The following is a 17,783-nucleotide window of genomic DNA, read 5'->3' as shown; positions in this document are numbered from 1 at the left end:
CGGAGCCGGAGCAAAATGCCCAACCCCATAACGCTGGCGAACGCAACGCCGACCACGCCTGAGAAAGCCGTCACATCGCGTAAGGCTCCGGGCCAAAACACTGGCTCGGAGAGCTTTCAGGACGTCCTCGGGCAAGAGGTTGGTGCCACCGGCCACCCAGAAGGCGAAAACGCTGCCATCAATGCCAAGCTGAAAAGTGTCGAAGCAGAGCCCGAACCTGTGCCGGAGACATCGGCCGAGGCATCTGCAACGGCCCATCCCACCCCGATTTCAGAACACATAGGCGAACAGCAACCCCATTCTGCATTCCTGGAAACCCCGGACTTGGACAAGGTAAAGGTGGCGCCGGTTCAGATGGCGGAGGTAAATCAAGCACCCTCTGAAACACCGGATCAACCACCGGTATCGGTACCAAAAGGTTTGCCCACACAAAGCGACACGCCTTCCCCGGTTCCGGCGCTCTCGCAGAAGGCGCAGGGTCCGACGCCCCAACTTGTGCAAATGACAGCCATGACCGAAATCGTTCAGATGTTTGATCAGCTTGCAAAGCCCAAAGGCACGGTCGAACAAACGGGGGCCGTCCCCCTCCCGCTGGGCCCTGAAAAGAAGCTTTTGCCCGAAGTGAACATTCTGACGCCCAAACCGTCAGCGCCTGACCGGGCGCCCTCGGTGGCGCAGCTTCAGCTGATGGCAACTGCCGTTGAAGCCGAACCCGTGGCACCCGTAGTCGATGCTGAGGCCCTGCCTGCCGCCAGAGAGGAACCTTTGCCGCTGACCTCGCGTGAGTCCGTGCCTCAACTCGCGGCTCCGTCCACTGCCGCCCGAGCGGAAATCGCCCGGGCGATCGCTGGTCAGCTGTCGGCAGCTGTCCAGACTCGTATCGGATCAGGAGCAACGGAAATAGCGCTGAACCCGGAAGAGCTTGGACGTGTATCCATTGTTCTGAACGGCCGGGAGGACGGCCTGCAAATCACCATTGCGACCGAGCGCCCGGAAACCCTCGATTTAATGCGGCGTCATTTGTCCGTTCTGACAGAAGAGTTTCAGAAGCTGGGTTATGGGGATCTGAGCTTTGATCTGGGAACCTCTTGGGGTTCTGGCGCACATCAAAAGGACGCAAACGACGCTGACACACAATCCCCTTCACATTCAGAAGCTGCGCCGCACGAACGGATCGATCACACAACTTCCCATCCACAGTATTCGGCCTCGGGCCGGGGCATCGACATGAGGTTTTGACCAATGATTACGCCTGTCAACACCACGCAGCACGTTACGGATCAACAAAAGGCCGGGGCATCTCAGAAATCCGCGATTACGTCGGACTTTGAGACATTCTTGCTGATGCTAACGGCGCAGGCAAAGAATCAGGATCCGTTGGAGCCGATGGATTCGACCGAATATGCGTCTCAGTTGGCGCAGTTCTCGATGGTCGAGCAACAAGTCCAGACCAATGACCTCTTGTCCAACCTGGCCAACGCATTGGGCGGCACGAAACTGAACGAGCTTGCAAGCTGGGTGGGCATGGACGTCCGTTCGACGTCAGCTTTTCACTTTGACGGCCAGCCCGTGATATTGTTTGCCCAGGCCGACCCTGATGCGGACGCGACGGAATTGGTGATCCGCGACAGTGATGGCACGGTAATCGATAACGTCATCGTACCCACGACAACCGAGGAGTTTGTTTGGGCCGGAGTGGGTTCCTCAGGCAATCCATTGGCATCAGGCAACTACAGCGCAACCCTGGAAAGCTACAAAGGCGACAAGTTGCTCTCTGAAAAACCTGTCGCCGCCTACAATCGCGTTGTCGAAGCACAGGTTGGCGACGATGCTGTTTTGCTGACCTTGCAGGGCGGTCAAGTGATTCCCGCAACTCAGGTCACCGCAGTCCGAACTGGTGCTTGATCTGTCGGGCGGGACGGGCCAAACCTTGGCAAATCGACTCGCCATAAGAAGTGATGGAACCTCTGCCCGACCTGCCTGCCCCCCCTCGTGATCTGGTTGACCATCTTCACGCGCAAGGATTGGTCAACGCGCATCCTCGGTTCGAGACCTTGTATGGCGGGCGCACCAACAGGGTGTGGAAGGTCAAGGGCCGCGACAGTGACAAAGTCCTGAAACTTTACAGCACGGCATTGCGCAATCCTTTGTTTCGCAATGATGCAGAGTTGGAGGCCCAATGCCTGAAGGCGCTTGGCACCACGGGTTTCGTGCCTAGGCTGCGGGCCACAGGGCAATACAAGGAAGCCCGTTGGGTGTTTTACGACCACGCCCCCGGAACCCCCTGGCGGCAGGATTCAGCCCAGGTCGGCGCCTTGCTGCGCAAGCTTCATACCCTGCCCATTGCCGTCCAGGCGCCAGCCGGATGCAATGGCAGCGCAGACTTGCGCGCTCATGGAAAAAGAATTCTGCAAGGCTGTACGTCAAACGGGCGCGACAAACTCGCTGATTTGCAACCTACGAATCCGGTCGCACCCACGGAACGGACGTGCCTGATCCATGGCGACCCCGTGGCAGGCAATATCCTGGTGGCGACCGGTGGTCTGACCTTGATCGACTGGCAATGCCCGGCCCTGGGCGATCCCTGCGAAGACCTTGCGCTGTTTTTGTCGCCTGCAATGCAGCAGCTTTACCGAGGCTCACCGCTGTCGAAGAAAGAGGAAGACCAGTTTCTTTCGGCCTACGGCAGGCCCGAAATCGTCGCGCGCTATGAACAGCTCAGGCCATGGTATGCTTGGCGCATGGCGACGTATTGCCTCTGGCGGGCTGAAAATGGTGCGCCCGATTACGCGACAGGGTTGAACTTGGAAACCGCAATTCTGTAACGCCCCGCCTCATCGCAGGTCGGCCAGCGCCAGCATGGCGTAGGCTGGCGGCATGAGCACACGGCGCCAGCGACCCAAAGGAAACCGACCCGGTGTTTGCGTCATCACGACCGGCAGCCTGGCGTCCTGCCCCAGAACCAACCGCGCCAATGCTCGACCGCAATACGTGCCCATGGCGACGCCATTGCCGTGATATGCAAAACCGGCAAACATCCCCTGCTGATCCGGAACGGGGCCGACAAAAGGTGTCAGGGCCCGCGACAGGCACACCAAACCGGACCAGATATGAGTGACCTCGACCGTCGACCAAGCACGAAACATATGTTTGAAATCCTGCTGAACCTTTCGCCGAATGGCTGCTTCAGCCTCGGCCGATGACCGCAGGCCGCCCCTCATACCAAACAGAAAGCGCCCGTCCGGCATCAGGCGGAAATAGTGCAACAGATTGCGCGTATCATAGCACATCTGATCCGATGTCCACCCCTGTGCCATCTGCTCGGTTCTACCAAGGGGTCGCGTTACCATGACGGTCGACTGAGCAGGCATGTATCGTCCGGACATCCAGGCCGGGATATCCTCGCTGGAATAACCGTTGGTGCACACCAACACCGCCTGCGCTTTGACTGTCCCGCTCTGCGTTTGCAACACAAAGCCGGACGCCGTTTTTTCAACGCTCAGAACCGCGGAATTCTGAAACAGATGCGCGCCCATTGCTTCGGCGGCTCTGGCAATCCCAAACAGGTATTTGCGGGGATTCAACCCGAAACCAACCGGCGAAGTGTATCCGCCATAAAACGCGCCACCCATGCCCTTCCCGGGCAGGTCTCTGGTTTCGTGCAGGGTTCCCGCCTCGTCGGCATTGCGGCGTAGCATGTCCATCGCCCGCCTGGAATGCGCCAGCTGGGTTTCCCCGCTGGAGTGGGTATCCGCATCGATCTGATGTTGTGCCAACAGATCGGCGACCAGTCGGACCGCTTCCTGTTCCGCTGCCGCATAGTCCAAAGCGGCATCGCAGCCAAATCGGCGCTGCATGGATGCGTGGCCAAGTTTTGAGCCGCCAAGACAGCAAAACCCGCCATTTCGGCCCGAGGCTCCCCACCCCGGTGCGCCGGCTTCGAACACCGCAACCGAAGCTTTTTCAGCCAAATGCAGAGCAGCCGAAACGCCTGTAAATCCGCCGCCAATGATGGCCACATCCACATGCATGTCACCCTGGAACTCTGGCCAATCCGGGCTGGCAACAGTTTCGTCCCACCAACAGCCGTCGCGAGGGTCGCTGCCATAGGCGTAGTCTGGAAAAATCCGCTTCATTCGGTGCGCGCTGCGGCCATTTCATCCTGCTGCTGCCGTACCATCGCGCGTTTGGTCACAAGCGAGGCCGTGATTACCCCGACCGTCACCACAGCGATCATGATCGTCGACAACGCGTTGATTTCCGGGCTGACGCCAAGGCGCACGGCCGAGAATATCTTGATCGGCAATGTCGTTGCCGACGGCCCCGAAGTGAAGGATGCAATCACCAGATCATCAAGTGACAAGGTGAAGGCCAGCAACCAGCCCGAGATTACCGCAGGCGCAATGATCGGCAGGGTGACAAGACGGAAGGCTTGCGCGGGCGAACACCCAAGGTCCAGCGCAGCCTCTTCCAGCGACCGGTCAAAGGTGATGAGGCGAGAGGATACGACAACGGAAACGAAACACATCGAAAAGGTCGTATGCGCCAGAACGATGGTCAGAATACCCCGATCCAGGCCGATGCCGATAAATAGCAAAAGCAGCGACAGGCCGGTGATCACTTCGGGCATGACCAACGGTGCATAGATCATGCCGGAAAACAGTGTCCGGCCAAAGAAACGCCCGCTGCGGACCAGCACATAAGCGGCGGCTGTTCCAAGAATAGTCGCCAGGGTCGACGAAAAGACCGCGACCCGGATCGTGACCCAGGCGGCATCAAGGAACGCTTCGTTCCGAAGCAGCTCTCCGTACCATTTCGTCGAAAACCCGGCCCAGACCGTGACCAGCTTGCTTTCGTTGAAGCTGAAGACGATCAGGATGATCATCGGGATGTACAGAAACGCAAAACCCAGCGTCAGCGAAACCGTGTTGAACCAGCTCAATCTGTTCATCCCTCGGCCTCCGCCTGTTTCTGCTGGTTGCGCTGGAACAGCACGATGGGAATGACGAGGATCAGCAGCAGCACGATGGCCACCGCACTTGCCACCGGCCAGTCACGGTTCGAAAAGAACTCTTCCCACAGAACCTTGCCGATCATCAGCGTACCGGAACCACCCAGAAGGGATGGGATCACGAATTCACCGATCACGGGGATCATCACTAGGAAACACCCTGCAATGATACCGGGTTTGGACAGCGGGATGGTCACCAGCCAGAAGGCCTGCAAACGCGAACACCCCAGATCCTCGGCCGCTTCGATCAATGATCCGTCCAACCGTTCCAACGCAGAATAGATCGGCAGGATCATGAAAGGCAGGTAGGTGTAGACGATGCCGATATAGACGGCAGTTGACGTGTTCAGGATCGTCAGCGGCGTCGAGATGATGCCGGTCCACAGTAAGATCTGGTTGAGATACCCTTCGTTCGACAGAATGCCCATCCAAGCGTAAACCCGGATCAGGAACGAAGTCCAGAAGGGCAGGATGACCAGCATCATCAGTGTCGGTCGCCATTCCTGAGGCGCGCGGGCCATGCCGTAGGCAATGGGATAGCCCACCAGCAGTGTCAGGAATGTCGAAATCAAAGCGATCTTGACGCTGGACAGGTAGGCTTTCCAATACAGATCGTCCTCGGTCAGCCAGACATAATTCTCCAGATCAAGCTGGCTGAAGAACTCTTTGATTCCCGCCCAACCGGCAGACAGGTCCAAAGTCGGAGTATAAGGCGGGATGGCAAGCGCGGTATCCGACAGCGAAATCTTCAGAACGATGAAGAACGGCACCAGAAACAGGGCCAACAGCCAGACGTAAGGAATGGCGATCAGAACGGCGCGGCGCATCAGTTGGCCAGCAGAACCGCAGCCGTGGCTGTCCAGGACAGCCAGACCGGGTCTTCCCAGGTGAAAGAGCGGCGCGAGATGCGGCGGGTGTTGGCCGTCTGCGCTTTGATGATTGTGCCGTTCGCCAATTCAACGTGATAGGTGGACAGATTGCCCAGATAGGCAATGTCGTGAACCTTGCCCTGCACGGCGTTGACCGCATCGACGGGCCGTTCGGCAGAGATCGTCACTTTCTCGGGGCGGATCGCCAGATGGCAGGGCTGACCGTCTGAGAAACCGGCAGGCGAAGATGCCGTGAACGGGGCCTGACCTTCGGCCCAATCGATCTGATAGGCGTCCTCTCCGGATGGTGTCGCGCGGCCTTCGATGATGTTCACATCTCCGATGAAGTCAGCGACATAAACAGATTCAGGGTTTTCATAAATCCGATCCGGGGTGGCCACTTGCTTTAACTGGCCCTGATCCATCACCGCGACGCGGGTGGCGACTGTCATCGCCTCTTCCTGATCATGGGTGACGATGACAAAAGTGGTGCCGGTCTTTTCCTGGATATCCATCAATTCGAACTGGGTATCCTGACGCAGCTTCTTGTCCAACGCCCCCAGCGGTTCATCTAGCAGCAGAAGCTTGGGCGCTTTGGCCAACGAGCGCGCCAGTGCGACGCGCTGCCTCTGACCGCCCGAGATCTGATGCGGTTTGCGACGGGCGAACTGTTCTAGCCGGGTCAGGCGCAGCATCTCTTCGACCCGATCTTCCAGATCGTGCTTGGGCACGTTGTCTCGGCGCAGACCGAAAGCGATGTTTTCCCAGACACTCAGATGCGGGAACAGGGCATAGGACTGGAACATCATGTTCACGGCCCGCTTGTTCGGCGGGATGGGGTCGATATCCTGCCCGCCCAGCAGGATATGGCCTTCGGTCGGGGTCTCGAACCCGGCCAGCATCCGCATCATCGTTGTTTTGCCGCACCCTGAAGGGCCTAGCAGGGCAAAAAACTCACGTTCGAAGATATCCAGAGACAGGTTGTCGATCGCCGTGAACTCGCCAAAGCGCTTGGTCACGTTCTGGAACTGGATCAAGGGTTTCGCCTGTGGGTCATTCCACGGCGCAAAAACGTCAGAACTCAAAGCAGCCCCCGCATGGTCAGTTTGGACAATGGTGCGGCGGGGCGATCGCCAGACCGCCCCGCGCTTTTGACCGGATCAGGTGCCCGATTTGACCTTGGTCCACAGGCGCGTCACGACCCGCTGTGTTTTCGCGGGGTAGGGCGATTTAGTGTAGAGGTTGTTCATTGTTTCCTCTGTTGGGTAAATGGCTGGATCACCGATTACATCTTCAACAAGGAACTCCTGAGACGCTTTGTTGCCGTTGGCGTAGTAAACGTAGTTCGAGGCTGCCGCCATATTTTGCGCATCCATTATGAAGTTCAGAAACTTATGCGCACCTTCCGGATTCGGCGCGTCGGCAGGAATTGCCATCTGGTCAGACCACATGAGAGAGCCTTCTGCGAAAGCGTTGTAGGCTATCTCCACACCGTTGTCCGCCTCGATAGCACGATCCCGAGATTGTAGAACATCGCCCGACCAACCGACGGCAACACAGATTTCGCCATTTGCCAAAGCATTAACATATTCCGAGCTGTGAAATTTCTGAATGTAAGGACGTACAGACAACAAAGGTGCTTCCGCCTTAGCAATAACTTCTGGATCGGAACTATCGGGATCTTCTCCCAAATACTGTAGGACCATTGGAATAATCTCTGTGGGAGCATCTAAAAAATGCACTCCACAAGAAGCTAGTTTTTCCATGTTCTCGGGCTTTAGGACCAAGTCCATGCTGTTTAGCGGAGCGTCTTCACCCAACACCTCTTTCACTTTGTTGACATTGATGCCGAGCCCCGTGGTTCCCCACATATAGTTAATCGAATACTCGTTCCCGGGATCGTATCTGGATGTCCTTTCTTCGATAACGTCCCACATGTTTTTCAAATTGGGCAATTGGGATTTGTCCAATTTTTGGTAAACACCCGCCTGAATCTGCCTTTGCATAAAGTCGGCCGTAGGCACCACCACATCGTATCCCGAACCACCGGCCAGCATCTTGGTTTCCAGAACCTCATTGCTGTCGAACACATCGTAAATCAGGGTCAGACCGGTTTCTTCCTCGAATTTGCTCAGCAATTCTTCGTCGATATAGTCGGACCAGTTGTAAACACGCACCTCTTCGGCGAATGCCGCCGAAGTCCCCAATGCGATGACCGCTGTCATGGTCAGCGTTTTGATTGTCATATTCTTCTCCCTGCAAGTGTACGGCTATTTTCCCGTTTTTTTGGATTTGATCAAGTTTTGCGTTTTTCCTCGATCCAGCGTATGGTTTCACGAGGTCTGTCACCTGACAAGTCAGGGTTAGTCGAAATGGGAAGAACCAATTGGATTTGATCAAAAATAAGGCATCTGCGTCGACAATCGACAAAGGGAAACAGCCCGCGCATGAGCAGGTTTATCAAACGCTCAGATCACAGATCCTGTTCGGCGAATTGGTTCCGGGCCAGCCTGTCACGATCCAGGGCCTGACTGATTCGCTGGGTGTTGGCATGACACCGGTGCGCGAAGCCATCCGCCGGTTGATCTCGGACGGGGCATTGGTGTTCCAGGGCAATCGGCGTGTAAGCGTGCCGCTGCTGTCCCCGGGCGATATCCAGGAAATGATCTTTGCCAGAACCTCAATAGAATCAGAGCTTTCAAGGCGCGCGACGTCGAATTTGCAGGCCGAGGACATCGATCATCTTGAGCGGTTGGATACCCATTTGGACCGTATGATCGCCGACGGGGATGTGGGCGGATATCTGCGTCTGAACCAGGCGTTCCACGAAACGCTGTACTCTCATGCAAACGCACCGATTCTCAGTGATCTCGCCGAAAGGCTTTGGTTGCGGTTCGGCCCTTCGCTGCGTGTCGTGTGTGGTCGATTCGGGACTCAAAGCCTGCCGGATCGGCACAAGGATATCATTTCCGCCTTGCGTGAAGGCGACGCCGAAAAAGCGGCAAAGGCAACGGCTCAGGACATTGAGCAAGGTATGGAATTGATGTCGGACGCTCTGACTTCCGCTTAACTCAGCCTGATTCGATTGACAGCGATGAATTTGATCATATTGTGATCCGCAACCGCGTTCTTGTAGGAGATTCTCCGATGTCCACCATAACCAACCATATGCCGACCGCCGAATTGCAGGCGCTGGATGCGGCGCATCACATCCATCCTTTCTCGGCCAATGGTGCGCTGGGGCAGGAAGGGGCCCGCGTGATTACACGCGCCAGCGGGGTTTACCTGACCGACAGCGAAGGTGAGGAAATTCTGGACGCAATGGCAGGTCTTTGGTGCGTCAACATCGGTTATGGCCGCGATGAGCTGGCCGACGTCGCGGCGCGTCAGATGCGCGAACTGCCCTACTACAACACCTTCTTCAAGACGACCCATGTGCCGGCAATCGCACTGGCGGCCAAAATCGCCGAACTGGCACCAGGTGATCTGAACCATGTCTTTTTCGCAGCTGGCGGGTCCGAGGCAAACGACACCAATATCCGCCTCGTGCGCACATACTGGGCCGAGAAGGGGCAGCCGGACAAAAATATCATCATCAGCAGGAAAAACGCGTATCACGGGTCTTCCGTCGGGTCGGCTTCGCTGGGCGGCATGGCAGGTATGCATGCGCAGGGCGGCATTCCGATCCCGAACATTCACCATATCAACCAACCCAACTGGTGGGCCGAAGGCGGCGACATGTCGCCCGAGGAATTTGGCCTGGCCCGCGCGCGCGAGTTGGAAGAGGCCATACAGGAGCTGGGCGAGGACCGTGTCGCGGCCTTCATCGCCGAGCCGGTTCAGGGTGCAGGCGGCGTGATCGTGGCGCCTGATACCTACTGGCCGGAAATTCAGCGCATCTGCGACAAATACGATATCCTGTTGATTGCGGACGAGGTGATCTGTGGGTTCGGTCGAACCGGCAATTGGTTCGGGTCGCAAACCGTGGGCATCAAACCGCATATCATGACCATCGCCAAGGGGCTCAGCTCGGGCTATGCGCCGATCGGCGGGTCCATCGTGAATGACGAGATCGCCGAAGTGATCGGCGGGACGGAATTCAACCACGGTTACACCTATTCCGGCCACCCCGTCGCCGCTGCCGTGGCGCTTGAGAACCTGCGCATTTTGGAAGAAGAGAAGATCGTCGAGCATGTGCGCGACGTTGCCGCCCCCTATCTGAAACAGAAATGGGAGGCGCTGGCCGATCACCCGCTGGTGGGTGAGGCGAAGATCGTCGGAATGATGGCCTCCATCGCTCTGACACCTGACAAAGCCAGCCGCGCCAAGTTCGCGTCCGAGCCCGGCACGGTCGGCTATATCTGCCGTGACCGTTGCTTTGCCAACAACCTGATCATGCGCCATGTGGGCGACCGCATGATCATCTCGCCGCCGCTGATCCTGACCCCGGCGGATATCGACGAGATGTTCGTGCGGATTTACAAATCTCTGGACGAAGCACAGGCGGAAATCATCGCTCAGGGGCTGATGAAAGCCGCATCCTGAGATCAGAAAACGGATTCTACAAAGGGGCGGCCCGTCTGGGTCGCCTCTTATCGTTCACCGCAGCCGCTCCAAAAGTGTTGCAGTTGGATAGCCGTCCGGCACCAAACCCTGTGCCAGTTGGTAGGCGCGAACCGCATTGATGGTGTTCGGCCCTGTACGCCCATCGATACCCTTTGTATCGAACCCCGCATCAGTCAGGCGGGTTTGCAGCTCTTTCTTCTCGGTGAAGCTCAGCGCCCGTTCATCTCGGGGCCAGTCGGACTGAAACGGTGCACCACCCGCAAGCCGGTCGGACAGGTGCCCGATACCGATCACGTAAGCATCGGCCCCGTTATAGGCCTCGATCACGCTGAAATTGTCGAAAATCATCAGCGCCACACCCTGCCCCCCGGCGGGCAAAAGGATTGCGGCTTGCCCGTGATCCGGGACAGGTTTGCCGTCACGCCCCACCACGCCACGCGCCGCCCAATCTGACGGCAGCAGGGTGTAGTCCCGTTTGGCGGTGGCATAGTCGAACCCTTCGGGCAAGCGCACCTCGACGCCCCAGGGTTGCCCCTTTTTCCATCCGTGCCGCGCCAGATAGGACGCGGCCGAGGCCAGCGCATCCGTCGGATCATCCGACCAGATGTCACGCCGACCATCGCCATCGAAATCAACCGCGTGATCCAGATACGAGGTTGGCATGAACTGCGTGTGCCCCATCGCGCCTGCCCAACTGCCCAGCATGTTTTTGGCGCTGACATCGCCTGCCTGCACGATCCTCAGGGCGGCGATCAACTGCGTTTCAAAGAACTGCGCCCGCCGTGCATCAAAGGCCAGTGTCGCCAAGGAACTCAGCGTCCGGTTGCTGCCACGATAAGAGCCGAATGATGTTTCCAGCCCCCAGATTGCCGTGACCACTTCCTTTTCAACGCCATATTCCGCCTCGATTTGCTGCAACACCTGCCGATATCGTTGCATCGCGGCACGACCATTGGAAACGCGCATGTCCGAGACGGCGGAATCCAGATACTCCCAGATCGGTTTCGAAAATTCAGCCTGATTGCGGTCTTTTTTCAGGATGTCCTCGTCAAAGATCATGTCCGAGAACACTCTGTTCAATGTTCTTTCCGATATACCCTGCTGCTTGGCGCGCTCCTGAAACGCGCCGAGCCAGGCCTGAAACCGTGCGGTCACGGCCGCGGACACCCGCAAAGCCTCAACCGCCGGGCGCGGGACCGGACGGATCGAAACCGCCACATCCGCCGAGACCAGCTGTATCGTTTTGCCGGACACTGCACTGTCTGGCCAAGTCGTTTTTTCTGATATGTCCGCCTGCACCATGGATGCCCACAATGCGACGGTCATGACGCCGCCTACGCATTTTTGCATTCCGATTTTTCCTGATTACTGCTCGACCTCAGGGTAGCGCAAAATCGGCGAATCACAAAGTCTCAGGAGTCCTCATCGCATTCTTGCGCGTCGCGCGCTGCGCGGATTTGCGCCAAAACTTCGCGCAGCATGGGCACCCGGCTCGGTCTAAAGCTTTGATCTGTCACGGACATGTCCTGAATGCGATCCAACCGGAAAACGCGAAAATACTGTCTCAGGTGGCACCAGCCGAGCAACACGTTTGATCGGTCCATATAAACGATGCTCAGTGGGTTGACCCGTCTTTGTGTGGCATCGCCTTTTGCGTCCGTATACGAGAACTCGACCGCGCGTTCGTCCCACGTCGCCTGCCTCAAAATGGCCACGTCGATTGTCGGCGCGGGCGGGCGATTGAACCGCGTTGCCGCCAGAACCGCGTGGCTCAGCCGATGGGACTGTCGCTGTGGCAATCGCCCCTGCAATTTCCGCAGGGCGGCGCTGGCTGCATCTGACAAGGCCGGGTCACCAATCACCTGAACTTCGCGCAGGCCAAGAACCAAGGCCTCAAGCTCGTCATCGGTGAAACCCAATGGCGGCAATGTGGCATCTTCGATCAGGGTGAACCCAAACCCTGCCTCACCGTCGATAACGGCCCCCAGACCACGCAGCGCGTCAATATCCCTGTGTATCGTTCTGGCAGAAACACCCAGATCCTGCGCCAGTTGTTCAGACGTTCTGGGCGATGGGCCAGAACGCAGGGCTTGCATCAATTGGAACAATCGGGCGGTGCGGGACATGATGAACCCTAACCTATCCCTAATGACAAAAACTGTCATCAGGCCGGTTTACTCATCCGGCACGTCAAAAACACGGAGCCACGCGATGCTGACCCTTCTCACCTATCCTTCCGCCTTCGGACTGTTCAGCGCCAGTCCGTTCTGCGTCAAGACAGCCTTGATGCTTCAGCACTCCGGTCAGGTCTGGCAGCGTTCGGACATGCTTGACCCGCGCAGGATGCCGCATCAAAAACTGCCAGTGCTGCGCACGCCAGAGCGGTTGATTCCGGACAGCGATCTGATCCGCGATTGGCTGGAACAGAAGGGGGCGGAGTTCGATCAGGGGCTTTCGGATGTGGAAAAAGCGCAATCCCGCGCGCTGGTACGCATGGCCGAAGAGCATCTGTATTTCCACATCGTTCTGGACCGCTGGGGAAATGACGAGGTCTGGCCGATCCTTCGCGAAACCTTTTTCACTGGAATTCCGGCTCTGATCCGAAAGCCGGCGTCCAATGCGATCCGAAAATCCGTTCTGAAAGGGATCACGTCACAAGGGATCGGCCGGTTCTCGTTGCCCGAGCGCATGGACCGGGTCGAACGCGATCTCGAGGCAATCTCGGCCCATCTGTGGCAATCCCGCTTCCTGCTGGCGGATCAACCGACTTCAGCAGACATGAGCGTCGGCCCGATGCTCGCCGCCATGCGCGCAACACCTGCCGATACCCCACTGACCCGCAGGATCAAACAGGATAATCTGTTGAACAGTTACGTAGACCGGATGGAACAGGCGATACCGATTGCATGAAACCTTTTGATGACCCCTCGGTCGCCTCGGCCTTTGAAGCCATGCCCCCGCAAGCACGCGCGGGGGCCCTGGCGCTTCGCGATCTGATACTGAACACAGCAGAGTCTCTGCCCGCCGCCAATCCATTGCGAGAAGAGCTGCGCTGGGGCCAGCCCGCCTATCTTGCCCCCAAAGGATCAACGATCCGGCTGGGGGCTCACAAATCCGCGGATTTCGCACTGTTCGTGCACTGCCAAAGCCGATTGATCGGTGATTTCACCACGGCCTTTCCGGGCGAGGACCGGATTGACGGAAACCGGGCCATTCTGTTCGATGACCCGAGCCAGATCGATGAAACCCGCCATGGCTGGCTGATTGCCCGGGCGCTGACCTATCACCTTTGACGGCGCTTGCGTTCGACCTTGCGCTTGATCTTGTCCTTCTTGCGTTTGGTGCTGGCGGCCTTGCGTCGCGTCGACCGCTTGGCGGGCCCGCGCCCGCGCGGCAGCGCCTGATCGTCGATGGACAGCAGCTCCAGCTCCAACCCGCCGGTCACAGGTGTCGCCTCGGTCAGTCTCACCGTGACCCGCCGGCCGATGGCGATGATCAGCCCGGAATCCGAGCCCATCAGCGTTCCGGCCTCTCGATCAAAATGGAAGAATTCGCGCCCCAAAGACCGCACCGGCACCAGGCCATCCGCGCCCGTTTCTTCCATTTTCACGAAGGCCCCGAACCGGGCAATGCCACTGATCCGACCGGTGAATTCGTTGCCCACACGTTCGCTGAGATAAGCCGCCAGATAGCGGTCGGTCGTATCGCGCTCGGCCATCATCGAGCGGCGTTCGGTATCTGAAATATGCGTGGCCGTTTCTTCGAGCCGGGCAATTTCGTCCTCGGTCAGCCCGTCCTTGCCCCAGCCATGGGCCGAGATCAGCGCCCGGTGCACGACCAGGTCGGCATAGCGCCGGATGGGCGAGGTGAAATGTGCGTAGTTGCGCAGCGCCAGCCCGAAATGGCCGAAGTTTTCCGGGCTGTAATAGGCCTGCGCCATCGACCGCAAGGTGCTGAGATTGATCAGCTCGGCATCCTCGGTGCCGGCGGCGGCATTCAGCAGCGCATTCAGGTGACGGGTCTGGAGCACCTGCCCCTTGGCCAGATTCAGCCCGGCGGCCTGCGCCGTCTCGCGCAGGCTTTCCAGTTTTTCGGGCGCGGGTTCTTCGTGCACCCGGAACAGCAGCGGGCTGCGCTTGGCGATCAGCGTCTCGGCGGCGGCCACGTTGGCCAGGATCATGAATTCCTCGATCAGCCGGTGCGCGTCCAGCCGCTCGCGGAAGGCCACGCTTTCGACCTCGCCCTTGTCGTTCAGCACGATCTTGCGTTCCGGCAGGTCCAACTCCAGCGGCTGGCGATCAGCACGGGCCTTTTTCAGCGCGGCATATGCAGCATAAAGCGGTTTTAGAACCGACTCCAGCAGCGGGCCAGTCCGGTCATTGGGGGTGCCGTCGATGGCCTCTTGCACCTCGGCATAGTTCAGGGACGCGGCCGAGCGCATCAGCCCGCGCACGAACCGGTGGTCGATCTTGTTGCCGTTTGCGTCGATCTGCATCCGCACCGCGATACAGGCGCGCGGCACTCCTTCATGCAGCGAACACAGATCACCCGACAGACGGTCGGGCAGCATCGGCACGACGCGGTCGGGGAAATAGCTGGAATTGCCGCGCTTGCGCGCCTCGCGGTCCAGCGCGGTGCCGGGCCGCACATAGGCGGCGACATCAGCAATGGCGACCCAGATGACGTGCCCTCCGGGGTTCTTGGGATCATCGTCTGCATGGGCATAACAGGCGTCGTCATGATCGCGCGCGTCCGAGGGATCTATCGTCAGCAAAGGCATATCCCGCAGATCCTCGCGGCCTTTCAGGCCAACAGGTTTGGCCTTGTCGGCCTCGGCAATCACCTTGTCGGGGAAATCATCCGGGATGCCGTGCTGATGGATCGCGATCAACGAAACGGCCTTGGGCGCAGTCGGGTCGCCCAGCCGTTCTACGATACGCGCGCGTGCCAGCCCCATGCGGTTTTTCGGCCCGGCTTGTTCAGCCTCGACCAGTTCGCCATCCCTGGCGCCCAGCGCAGCGCCTTCGGCCACCAGCCATTCGGTCGATCCGGCCTTGTCGATCGGCACGATCCGCCCGCCTTCAGCCCCTTTGCGGAAGATACCCACGATTTTCCGAGGGTTCGTCCCGATACGGCGGATCAGGCGGGCTTCGTAATTGTGGTCTTCCTCATGCACCACGGTCAGACGAGCCAGAATGCGATCACCTTCGCCCAACGCCGGGTCGCTGGCACGAGCAATGATCAGAACGATGGGCTCGACCCCCTCGCCATGCCATTCCAGTGGCCGCGCGAACAGGTCGCCATCGGCATTCGGCGCCTTTACCTGTAACACGCTGACCGGTGGCAGGCGATCCGGGTCGCGGTAACTGCGCTTGCGCTTCTCAAGATGGCCTTCGGCCTCAAGCTCTTTGAGGATACGTTTCAGATCAATCCGATCCGCGCCCTTGATGCCAAAGGCTTTGGCGATATCGCGTTTTGAGGTCAGGGTGGGGTTCGCCGAGATCCAGTCCAGGACCTCCTGCTTGGTAGGGATGCGAGTCATACGTCCGGCCTAGCACGCGTTTGCGACCGCGTCATGACCAAAAAGCCTCAGGGTTCAAGATCGGCAACCGTATCCACATCGCGCAGCTGATCAAGCAATGACACCCGACCGCCAGAAATCGAGGCCAGCGTGTCAGCCAATGCGTGTTCCGTCGACCAGCGCACGTTTTGGAACAGACTTGCCGGCAAGGCTGCATATCGTTGCGCGCCGACCAGCCAATAGCCACCATCCGGGGCTGGCCCAAACACCATTTGAGAACGCCCCAATGCGTCGAAGGCACGGGCAATATGGCGGCGCGAAATGCCCGGAATATCCGCACCGATCAGGCAAACCGGCCCCTTGGGCATCCCGCGCAGCATCCGCCCCATGCGATCCCCCAGGTCCCCACGCCCCTGCGCGGCGCGCGGCAGGTCAGCGGGCCAAACCCGACTGTTCAGACCCTGCTGATCGGGTGAGACGGCCAAAACGATTCGCCAACGGGGATCACGCAGCCGCCGGATCAAGGACCGGGTCTGGTGCCGAAACCACCACGCCGCCGCGACCATGCCGATTTCTCGTCCAAGCCGCGTTTTGACGTAGCCCGGTTGAGGTTCCTTCACCATGATCACCAATGTGCGCTGCATGGATCAGGCGAAATAGTCGGTCAGGATTCGGGTATAAATCGATTTGAGCTGCCGGATCTGGGCCACCTCGACGCATTCGTCGATCTGATGCATCGTGCGACCGACCAGACCGAACTCTACAACCGGGCAATGGTTCTTGATGAAACGCGCATCCGACGTACCACCGGTCGTCGAAAGCTCGGGCGTTGCGCCTGTTTCCGCCTCTACCGCCTTGGCCACCAGATCCGACAAGGGCCCCGGCGGGGTCAGAAAGCTTTCGCCTGAAATCTTGATTGCGACATCTATTTCAACGCCGAACCGAGCGGCCACCTGATCTGCTTCCGACTTCAGCCAGTCGCTCAGGCTGGCCCCGGAATGCAGATCATTGAAACGAATATTCACCGTTCCCTTGCACTGCGCCGGGATTACGTTGGTGGCCGCATTCCCGGTGTCGATTGTCACCACTGCCAATGTCGACGCGTCGAAGTGGTCCGTGCCCTGATCCAGTTCGTGCCCAGCCAGCCGATCCATCAGCCGCGCCATGGCTGGCAAAGGGTTTTTGGCACGATGCGGATAAGCCGAATGCCCTTGAACACCGGTGATCGTAAACCATGCGGTCATCGACCCGCGACGGCCGATCTTCATCATTTCACCCATCTTGTTCGGGCAGGTGGGCTCACCCACCAGGCAGACTGACATATGTTCATCTGCGCCGTCCATGTAATCCAGCAAGGCGGTCGTGCCATCCAGCGCGTCGCCTTCCTCGTCGCCGGTTATGGTCAGGATGATGGCTCCGTCCGGTGGGGTGTCGCGCACGAAATCAATCGCCGCAGCCGCAAATGCCGCAACACCGGATTTCATATCCGTTGCCCCACGCCCATACATCACACCATCGCGTATTTCGGCCCCGAAAGGCGGCATCGTCCACGCGGCCTCATCGCCGACTGGCACAACATCAGTATGGCCGTTGAACCCGAAACTGCGCGGATGGCCTTTTTGGCCCCATCGTGCGAACAGGTTGCTGACGCCACCACGGTCGACACGCGTACATTCAAACCCCGCATCCGCCAGCTTCGATCCCAGCAGAACCAGCGCGCCGCCCTCGGCTGGTGTGACCGATGGGCAACGGATCAGATCGGCTGTCAATTGGACGGGGTCGGTCATGCAATGGCCTCTGGAACTGTATCTTTCGC

17 protein-coding genes are annotated in these 17,783 nt (G+C 58.8%); 7 read left to right on the top strand and 10 right to left on the bottom strand.

Annotated features, from left to right (window positions below):
* The first annotated feature begins 15 nt into the window (after nucleotides 1–15).
* The 3 genes from ACR0A2_RS19370 to ACR0A2_RS19360 are packed head-to-tail and all read left to right on the top strand — an operon-like array spanning nucleotide 16 to nucleotide 2,825.
* On the top strand, nucleotides 16–1,239 hold the full coding sequence (locus ACR0A2_RS19370) for a flagellar hook-length control protein FliK (protein WP_480836731.1): 1,224 nt from the start codon (nucleotides 16–18) through the stop codon (nucleotides 1,237–1,239).
* 3 nt (nucleotides 1,240–1,242) lie between these two features.
* On the top strand, nucleotides 1,243–1,905 hold the full coding sequence (locus ACR0A2_RS19365; RefSeq protein WP_480836729.1) for a flagellar hook capping FlgD N-terminal domain-containing protein: 663 nt from the start codon (nucleotides 1,243–1,245) through the stop codon (nucleotides 1,903–1,905).
* Nucleotides 1,906–1,958: 53 nt separating this feature from the next.
* Nucleotides 1,959–2,825 carry a phosphotransferase gene (locus ACR0A2_RS19360; protein ID WP_480836727.1) on the top strand — a complete coding sequence of 289 codons (867 nt, stop codon included), beginning with the start codon at nucleotides 1,959–1,961 and terminating at the stop codon, nucleotides 2,823–2,825.
* A gap of 9 nt (nucleotides 2,826–2,834) precedes the next feature.
* Here the strand turns inward: ACR0A2_RS19360 and ACR0A2_RS19355 are convergent, their stop codons facing one another.
* The 5 genes from ACR0A2_RS19355 to ACR0A2_RS19335 all read right to left on the bottom strand — a co-directional run bounded on the left by ACR0A2_RS19355 (nucleotide 2,835) and on the right by ACR0A2_RS19335 (nucleotide 8,126).
* On the bottom strand, nucleotides 2,835–4,136 hold the full coding sequence (locus tag ACR0A2_RS19355; protein WP_480836725.1) for an NAD(P)/FAD-dependent oxidoreductase: 1,302 nt from the start codon (nucleotides 4,134–4,136) through the stop codon (nucleotides 2,835–2,837).
* Nucleotides 4,133–4,951, bottom strand: coding sequence for an ABC transporter permease (locus tag ACR0A2_RS19350; protein ID WP_152459300.1), 819 nt, complete (start codon nucleotides 4,949–4,951; stop codon nucleotides 4,133–4,135). The genes ACR0A2_RS19355 and ACR0A2_RS19350 overlap by 4 nt, the downstream gene beginning before the upstream one ends.
* Nucleotides 4,948–5,838 carry an ABC transporter permease subunit gene (locus tag ACR0A2_RS19345; protein ID WP_152459301.1) on the bottom strand — a complete coding sequence of 297 codons (891 nt, stop codon included), beginning with the start codon at nucleotides 5,836–5,838 and terminating at the stop codon, nucleotides 4,948–4,950. Before ACR0A2_RS19345 ends, ACR0A2_RS19350 begins: the two co-directional genes overlap by 4 nt.
* Nucleotides 5,838–6,965, bottom strand: a complete 1,128-nt coding sequence (locus ACR0A2_RS19340) for an ABC transporter ATP-binding protein (RefSeq protein ID WP_480836723.1) — start codon at nucleotides 6,963–6,965, stop codon at nucleotides 5,838–5,840. The genes ACR0A2_RS19345 and ACR0A2_RS19340 overlap by 1 nt, the downstream gene beginning before the upstream one ends.
* Before the next feature lie 75 nt (nucleotides 6,966–7,040).
* Nucleotides 7,041–8,126, bottom strand: a complete 1,086-nt coding sequence (locus tag ACR0A2_RS19335; RefSeq protein ID WP_171230568.1) for a polyamine ABC transporter substrate-binding protein — start codon at nucleotides 8,124–8,126, stop codon at nucleotides 7,041–7,043.
* Nucleotides 8,127–8,266: 140 nt separating this feature from the next.
* Between ACR0A2_RS19335 and ACR0A2_RS19330 the strand changes: the two genes are divergently transcribed.
* Both ACR0A2_RS19330 and ACR0A2_RS19325 read left to right on the top strand, forming a co-directional pair.
* Nucleotides 8,267–8,950: a GntR family transcriptional regulator gene (locus ACR0A2_RS19330; protein ID WP_171331767.1), complete on the top strand. Its 684-nt coding sequence runs from the start codon at nucleotides 8,267–8,269 to the stop codon at nucleotides 8,948–8,950.
* 77 nt (nucleotides 8,951–9,027) lie between these two features.
* Nucleotides 9,028–10,425, top strand: a complete 1,398-nt coding sequence (locus ACR0A2_RS19325) for an aspartate aminotransferase family protein (RefSeq protein ID WP_152459305.1) — start codon at nucleotides 9,028–9,030, stop codon at nucleotides 10,423–10,425.
* 54 nt (nucleotides 10,426–10,479) lie between these two features.
* Here the strand turns inward: ACR0A2_RS19325 and ACR0A2_RS19320 are convergent, their stop codons facing one another.
* A complete protein-coding gene (locus ACR0A2_RS19320; RefSeq protein ID WP_480836720.1) occupies nucleotides 10,480–11,796 on the bottom strand; it encodes a lytic murein transglycosylase in 1,317 nt (438 codons plus the stop codon).
* 62 nt (nucleotides 11,797–11,858) lie between these two features.
* Complete coding sequence (locus ACR0A2_RS19315) at nucleotides 11,859–12,572, bottom strand: helix-turn-helix transcriptional regulator (protein WP_480836718.1); 714 nt, start codon at nucleotides 12,570–12,572, stop codon at nucleotides 11,859–11,861.
* 85 nt (nucleotides 12,573–12,657) lie between these two features.
* Between ACR0A2_RS19315 and ACR0A2_RS19310 the strand changes: the two genes are divergently transcribed.
* Both ACR0A2_RS19310 and ACR0A2_RS19305 read left to right on the top strand, forming a co-directional pair.
* The gene (locus ACR0A2_RS19310) at nucleotides 12,658–13,356 is read left to right on the top strand and encodes a glutathione S-transferase family protein (protein WP_171172317.1); all 699 of its coding nucleotides are present in this window, start codon (nucleotides 12,658–12,660) and stop codon (nucleotides 13,354–13,356) included.
* Nucleotides 13,353–13,739: a DUF1801 domain-containing protein gene (locus ACR0A2_RS19305; protein WP_171364444.1), complete on the top strand. Its 387-nt coding sequence runs from the start codon at nucleotides 13,353–13,355 to the stop codon at nucleotides 13,737–13,739. Before ACR0A2_RS19310 ends, ACR0A2_RS19305 begins: the two co-directional genes overlap by 4 nt.
* On the opposite strand, the gene rnr is transcribed toward ACR0A2_RS19305, so the two are convergent.
* Genes rnr through dapE form a run of 3 tightly spaced genes read right to left on the bottom strand, consistent with a single transcriptional unit; the run spans nucleotide 13,730 to nucleotide 17,754 of the window.
* A complete protein-coding gene (rnr, locus tag ACR0A2_RS19300) occupies nucleotides 13,730–15,988 on the bottom strand; it encodes a ribonuclease R (RefSeq protein ID WP_480836716.1) in 2,259 nt (752 codons plus the stop codon). The genes ACR0A2_RS19305 and rnr overlap by 10 nt on opposite strands.
* 47 nt (nucleotides 15,989–16,035) lie before the next feature.
* Nucleotides 16,036–16,611 (bottom strand): TIGR04282 family arsenosugar biosynthesis glycosyltransferase, encoded by a 576-nt coding sequence (locus tag ACR0A2_RS19295; protein WP_480836714.1) that lies wholly within the window; start codon nucleotides 16,609–16,611, stop codon nucleotides 16,036–16,038.
* Nucleotides 16,612–16,614: 3 nt separating this feature from the next.
* Nucleotides 16,615–17,754: a succinyl-diaminopimelate desuccinylase gene (gene dapE / locus ACR0A2_RS19290; protein WP_480836712.1), complete on the bottom strand. Its 1,140-nt coding sequence runs from the start codon at nucleotides 17,752–17,754 to the stop codon at nucleotides 16,615–16,617.
* Nucleotides 17,755–17,783 lie beyond the last annotated feature (29 nt).

This window comes from Ruegeria sp. H8 (genome assembly GCF_056532905.1).
Note: the sequence above shows the minus strand (reverse complement) of the source record. Positions and strands in the feature narration are given on the sequence as shown.

Bases quoted from the DNA above. Each gene is read 5' to 3' on its own strand.
- ACR0A2_RS19370 (WP_480836731.1), top strand. From the start codon at position 16: ATGCCCAACCCCATAACGCTGGCGAACGCAACGCCGACCACGCCTGAG.
- ACR0A2_RS19365 (WP_480836729.1), top strand. From the start codon at position 1,243: ATGATTACGCCTGTCAACACCACGCAGCACGTTACGGATCAACAAAAG.
- ACR0A2_RS19360 (WP_480836727.1), top strand. From the start codon at position 1,959: ATGGAACCTCTGCCCGACCTGCCTGCCCCCCCTCGTGATCTGGTTGAC.
- ACR0A2_RS19355 (WP_480836725.1), bottom strand. From the start codon at position 4,136: ATGAAGCGGATTTTTCCAGACTACGCCTATGGCAGCGACCCTCGCGAC.
- ACR0A2_RS19350 (WP_152459300.1), bottom strand. From the start codon at position 4,951: ATGAACAGATTGAGCTGGTTCAACACGGTTTCGCTGACGCTGGGTTTT.
- ACR0A2_RS19345 (WP_152459301.1), bottom strand. From the start codon at position 5,838: ATGCGCCGCGCCGTTCTGATCGCCATTCCTTACGTCTGGCTGTTGGCC.
- ACR0A2_RS19335 (WP_171230568.1), bottom strand. From the start codon at position 8,126: ATGACAATCAAAACGCTGACCATGACAGCGGTCATCGCATTGGGGACT.
- ACR0A2_RS19325 (WP_152459305.1), top strand. From the start codon at position 9,028: ATGTCCACCATAACCAACCATATGCCGACCGCCGAATTGCAGGCGCTG.
- ACR0A2_RS19320 (WP_480836720.1), bottom strand. From the start codon at position 11,796: ATGCAAAAATGCGTAGGCGGCGTCATGACCGTCGCATTGTGGGCATCC.
- ACR0A2_RS19315 (WP_480836718.1), bottom strand. From the start codon at position 12,572: ATGTCCCGCACCGCCCGATTGTTCCAATTGATGCAAGCCCTGCGTTCT.
- ACR0A2_RS19310 (WP_171172317.1), top strand. From the start codon at position 12,658: ATGCTGACCCTTCTCACCTATCCTTCCGCCTTCGGACTGTTCAGCGCC.
- ACR0A2_RS19305 (WP_171364444.1), top strand. From the start codon at position 13,353: ATGAAACCTTTTGATGACCCCTCGGTCGCCTCGGCCTTTGAAGCCATG.
- rnr (WP_480836716.1), bottom strand. From the start codon at position 15,988: ATGACTCGCATCCCTACCAAGCAGGAGGTCCTGGACTGGATCTCGGCG.
- ACR0A2_RS19295 (WP_480836714.1), bottom strand. From the start codon at position 16,611: ATGCAGCGCACATTGGTGATCATGGTGAAGGAACCTCAACCGGGCTAC.
- dapE (WP_480836712.1), bottom strand. From the start codon at position 17,754: ATGACCGACCCCGTCCAATTGACAGCCGATCTGATCCGTTGCCCATCG.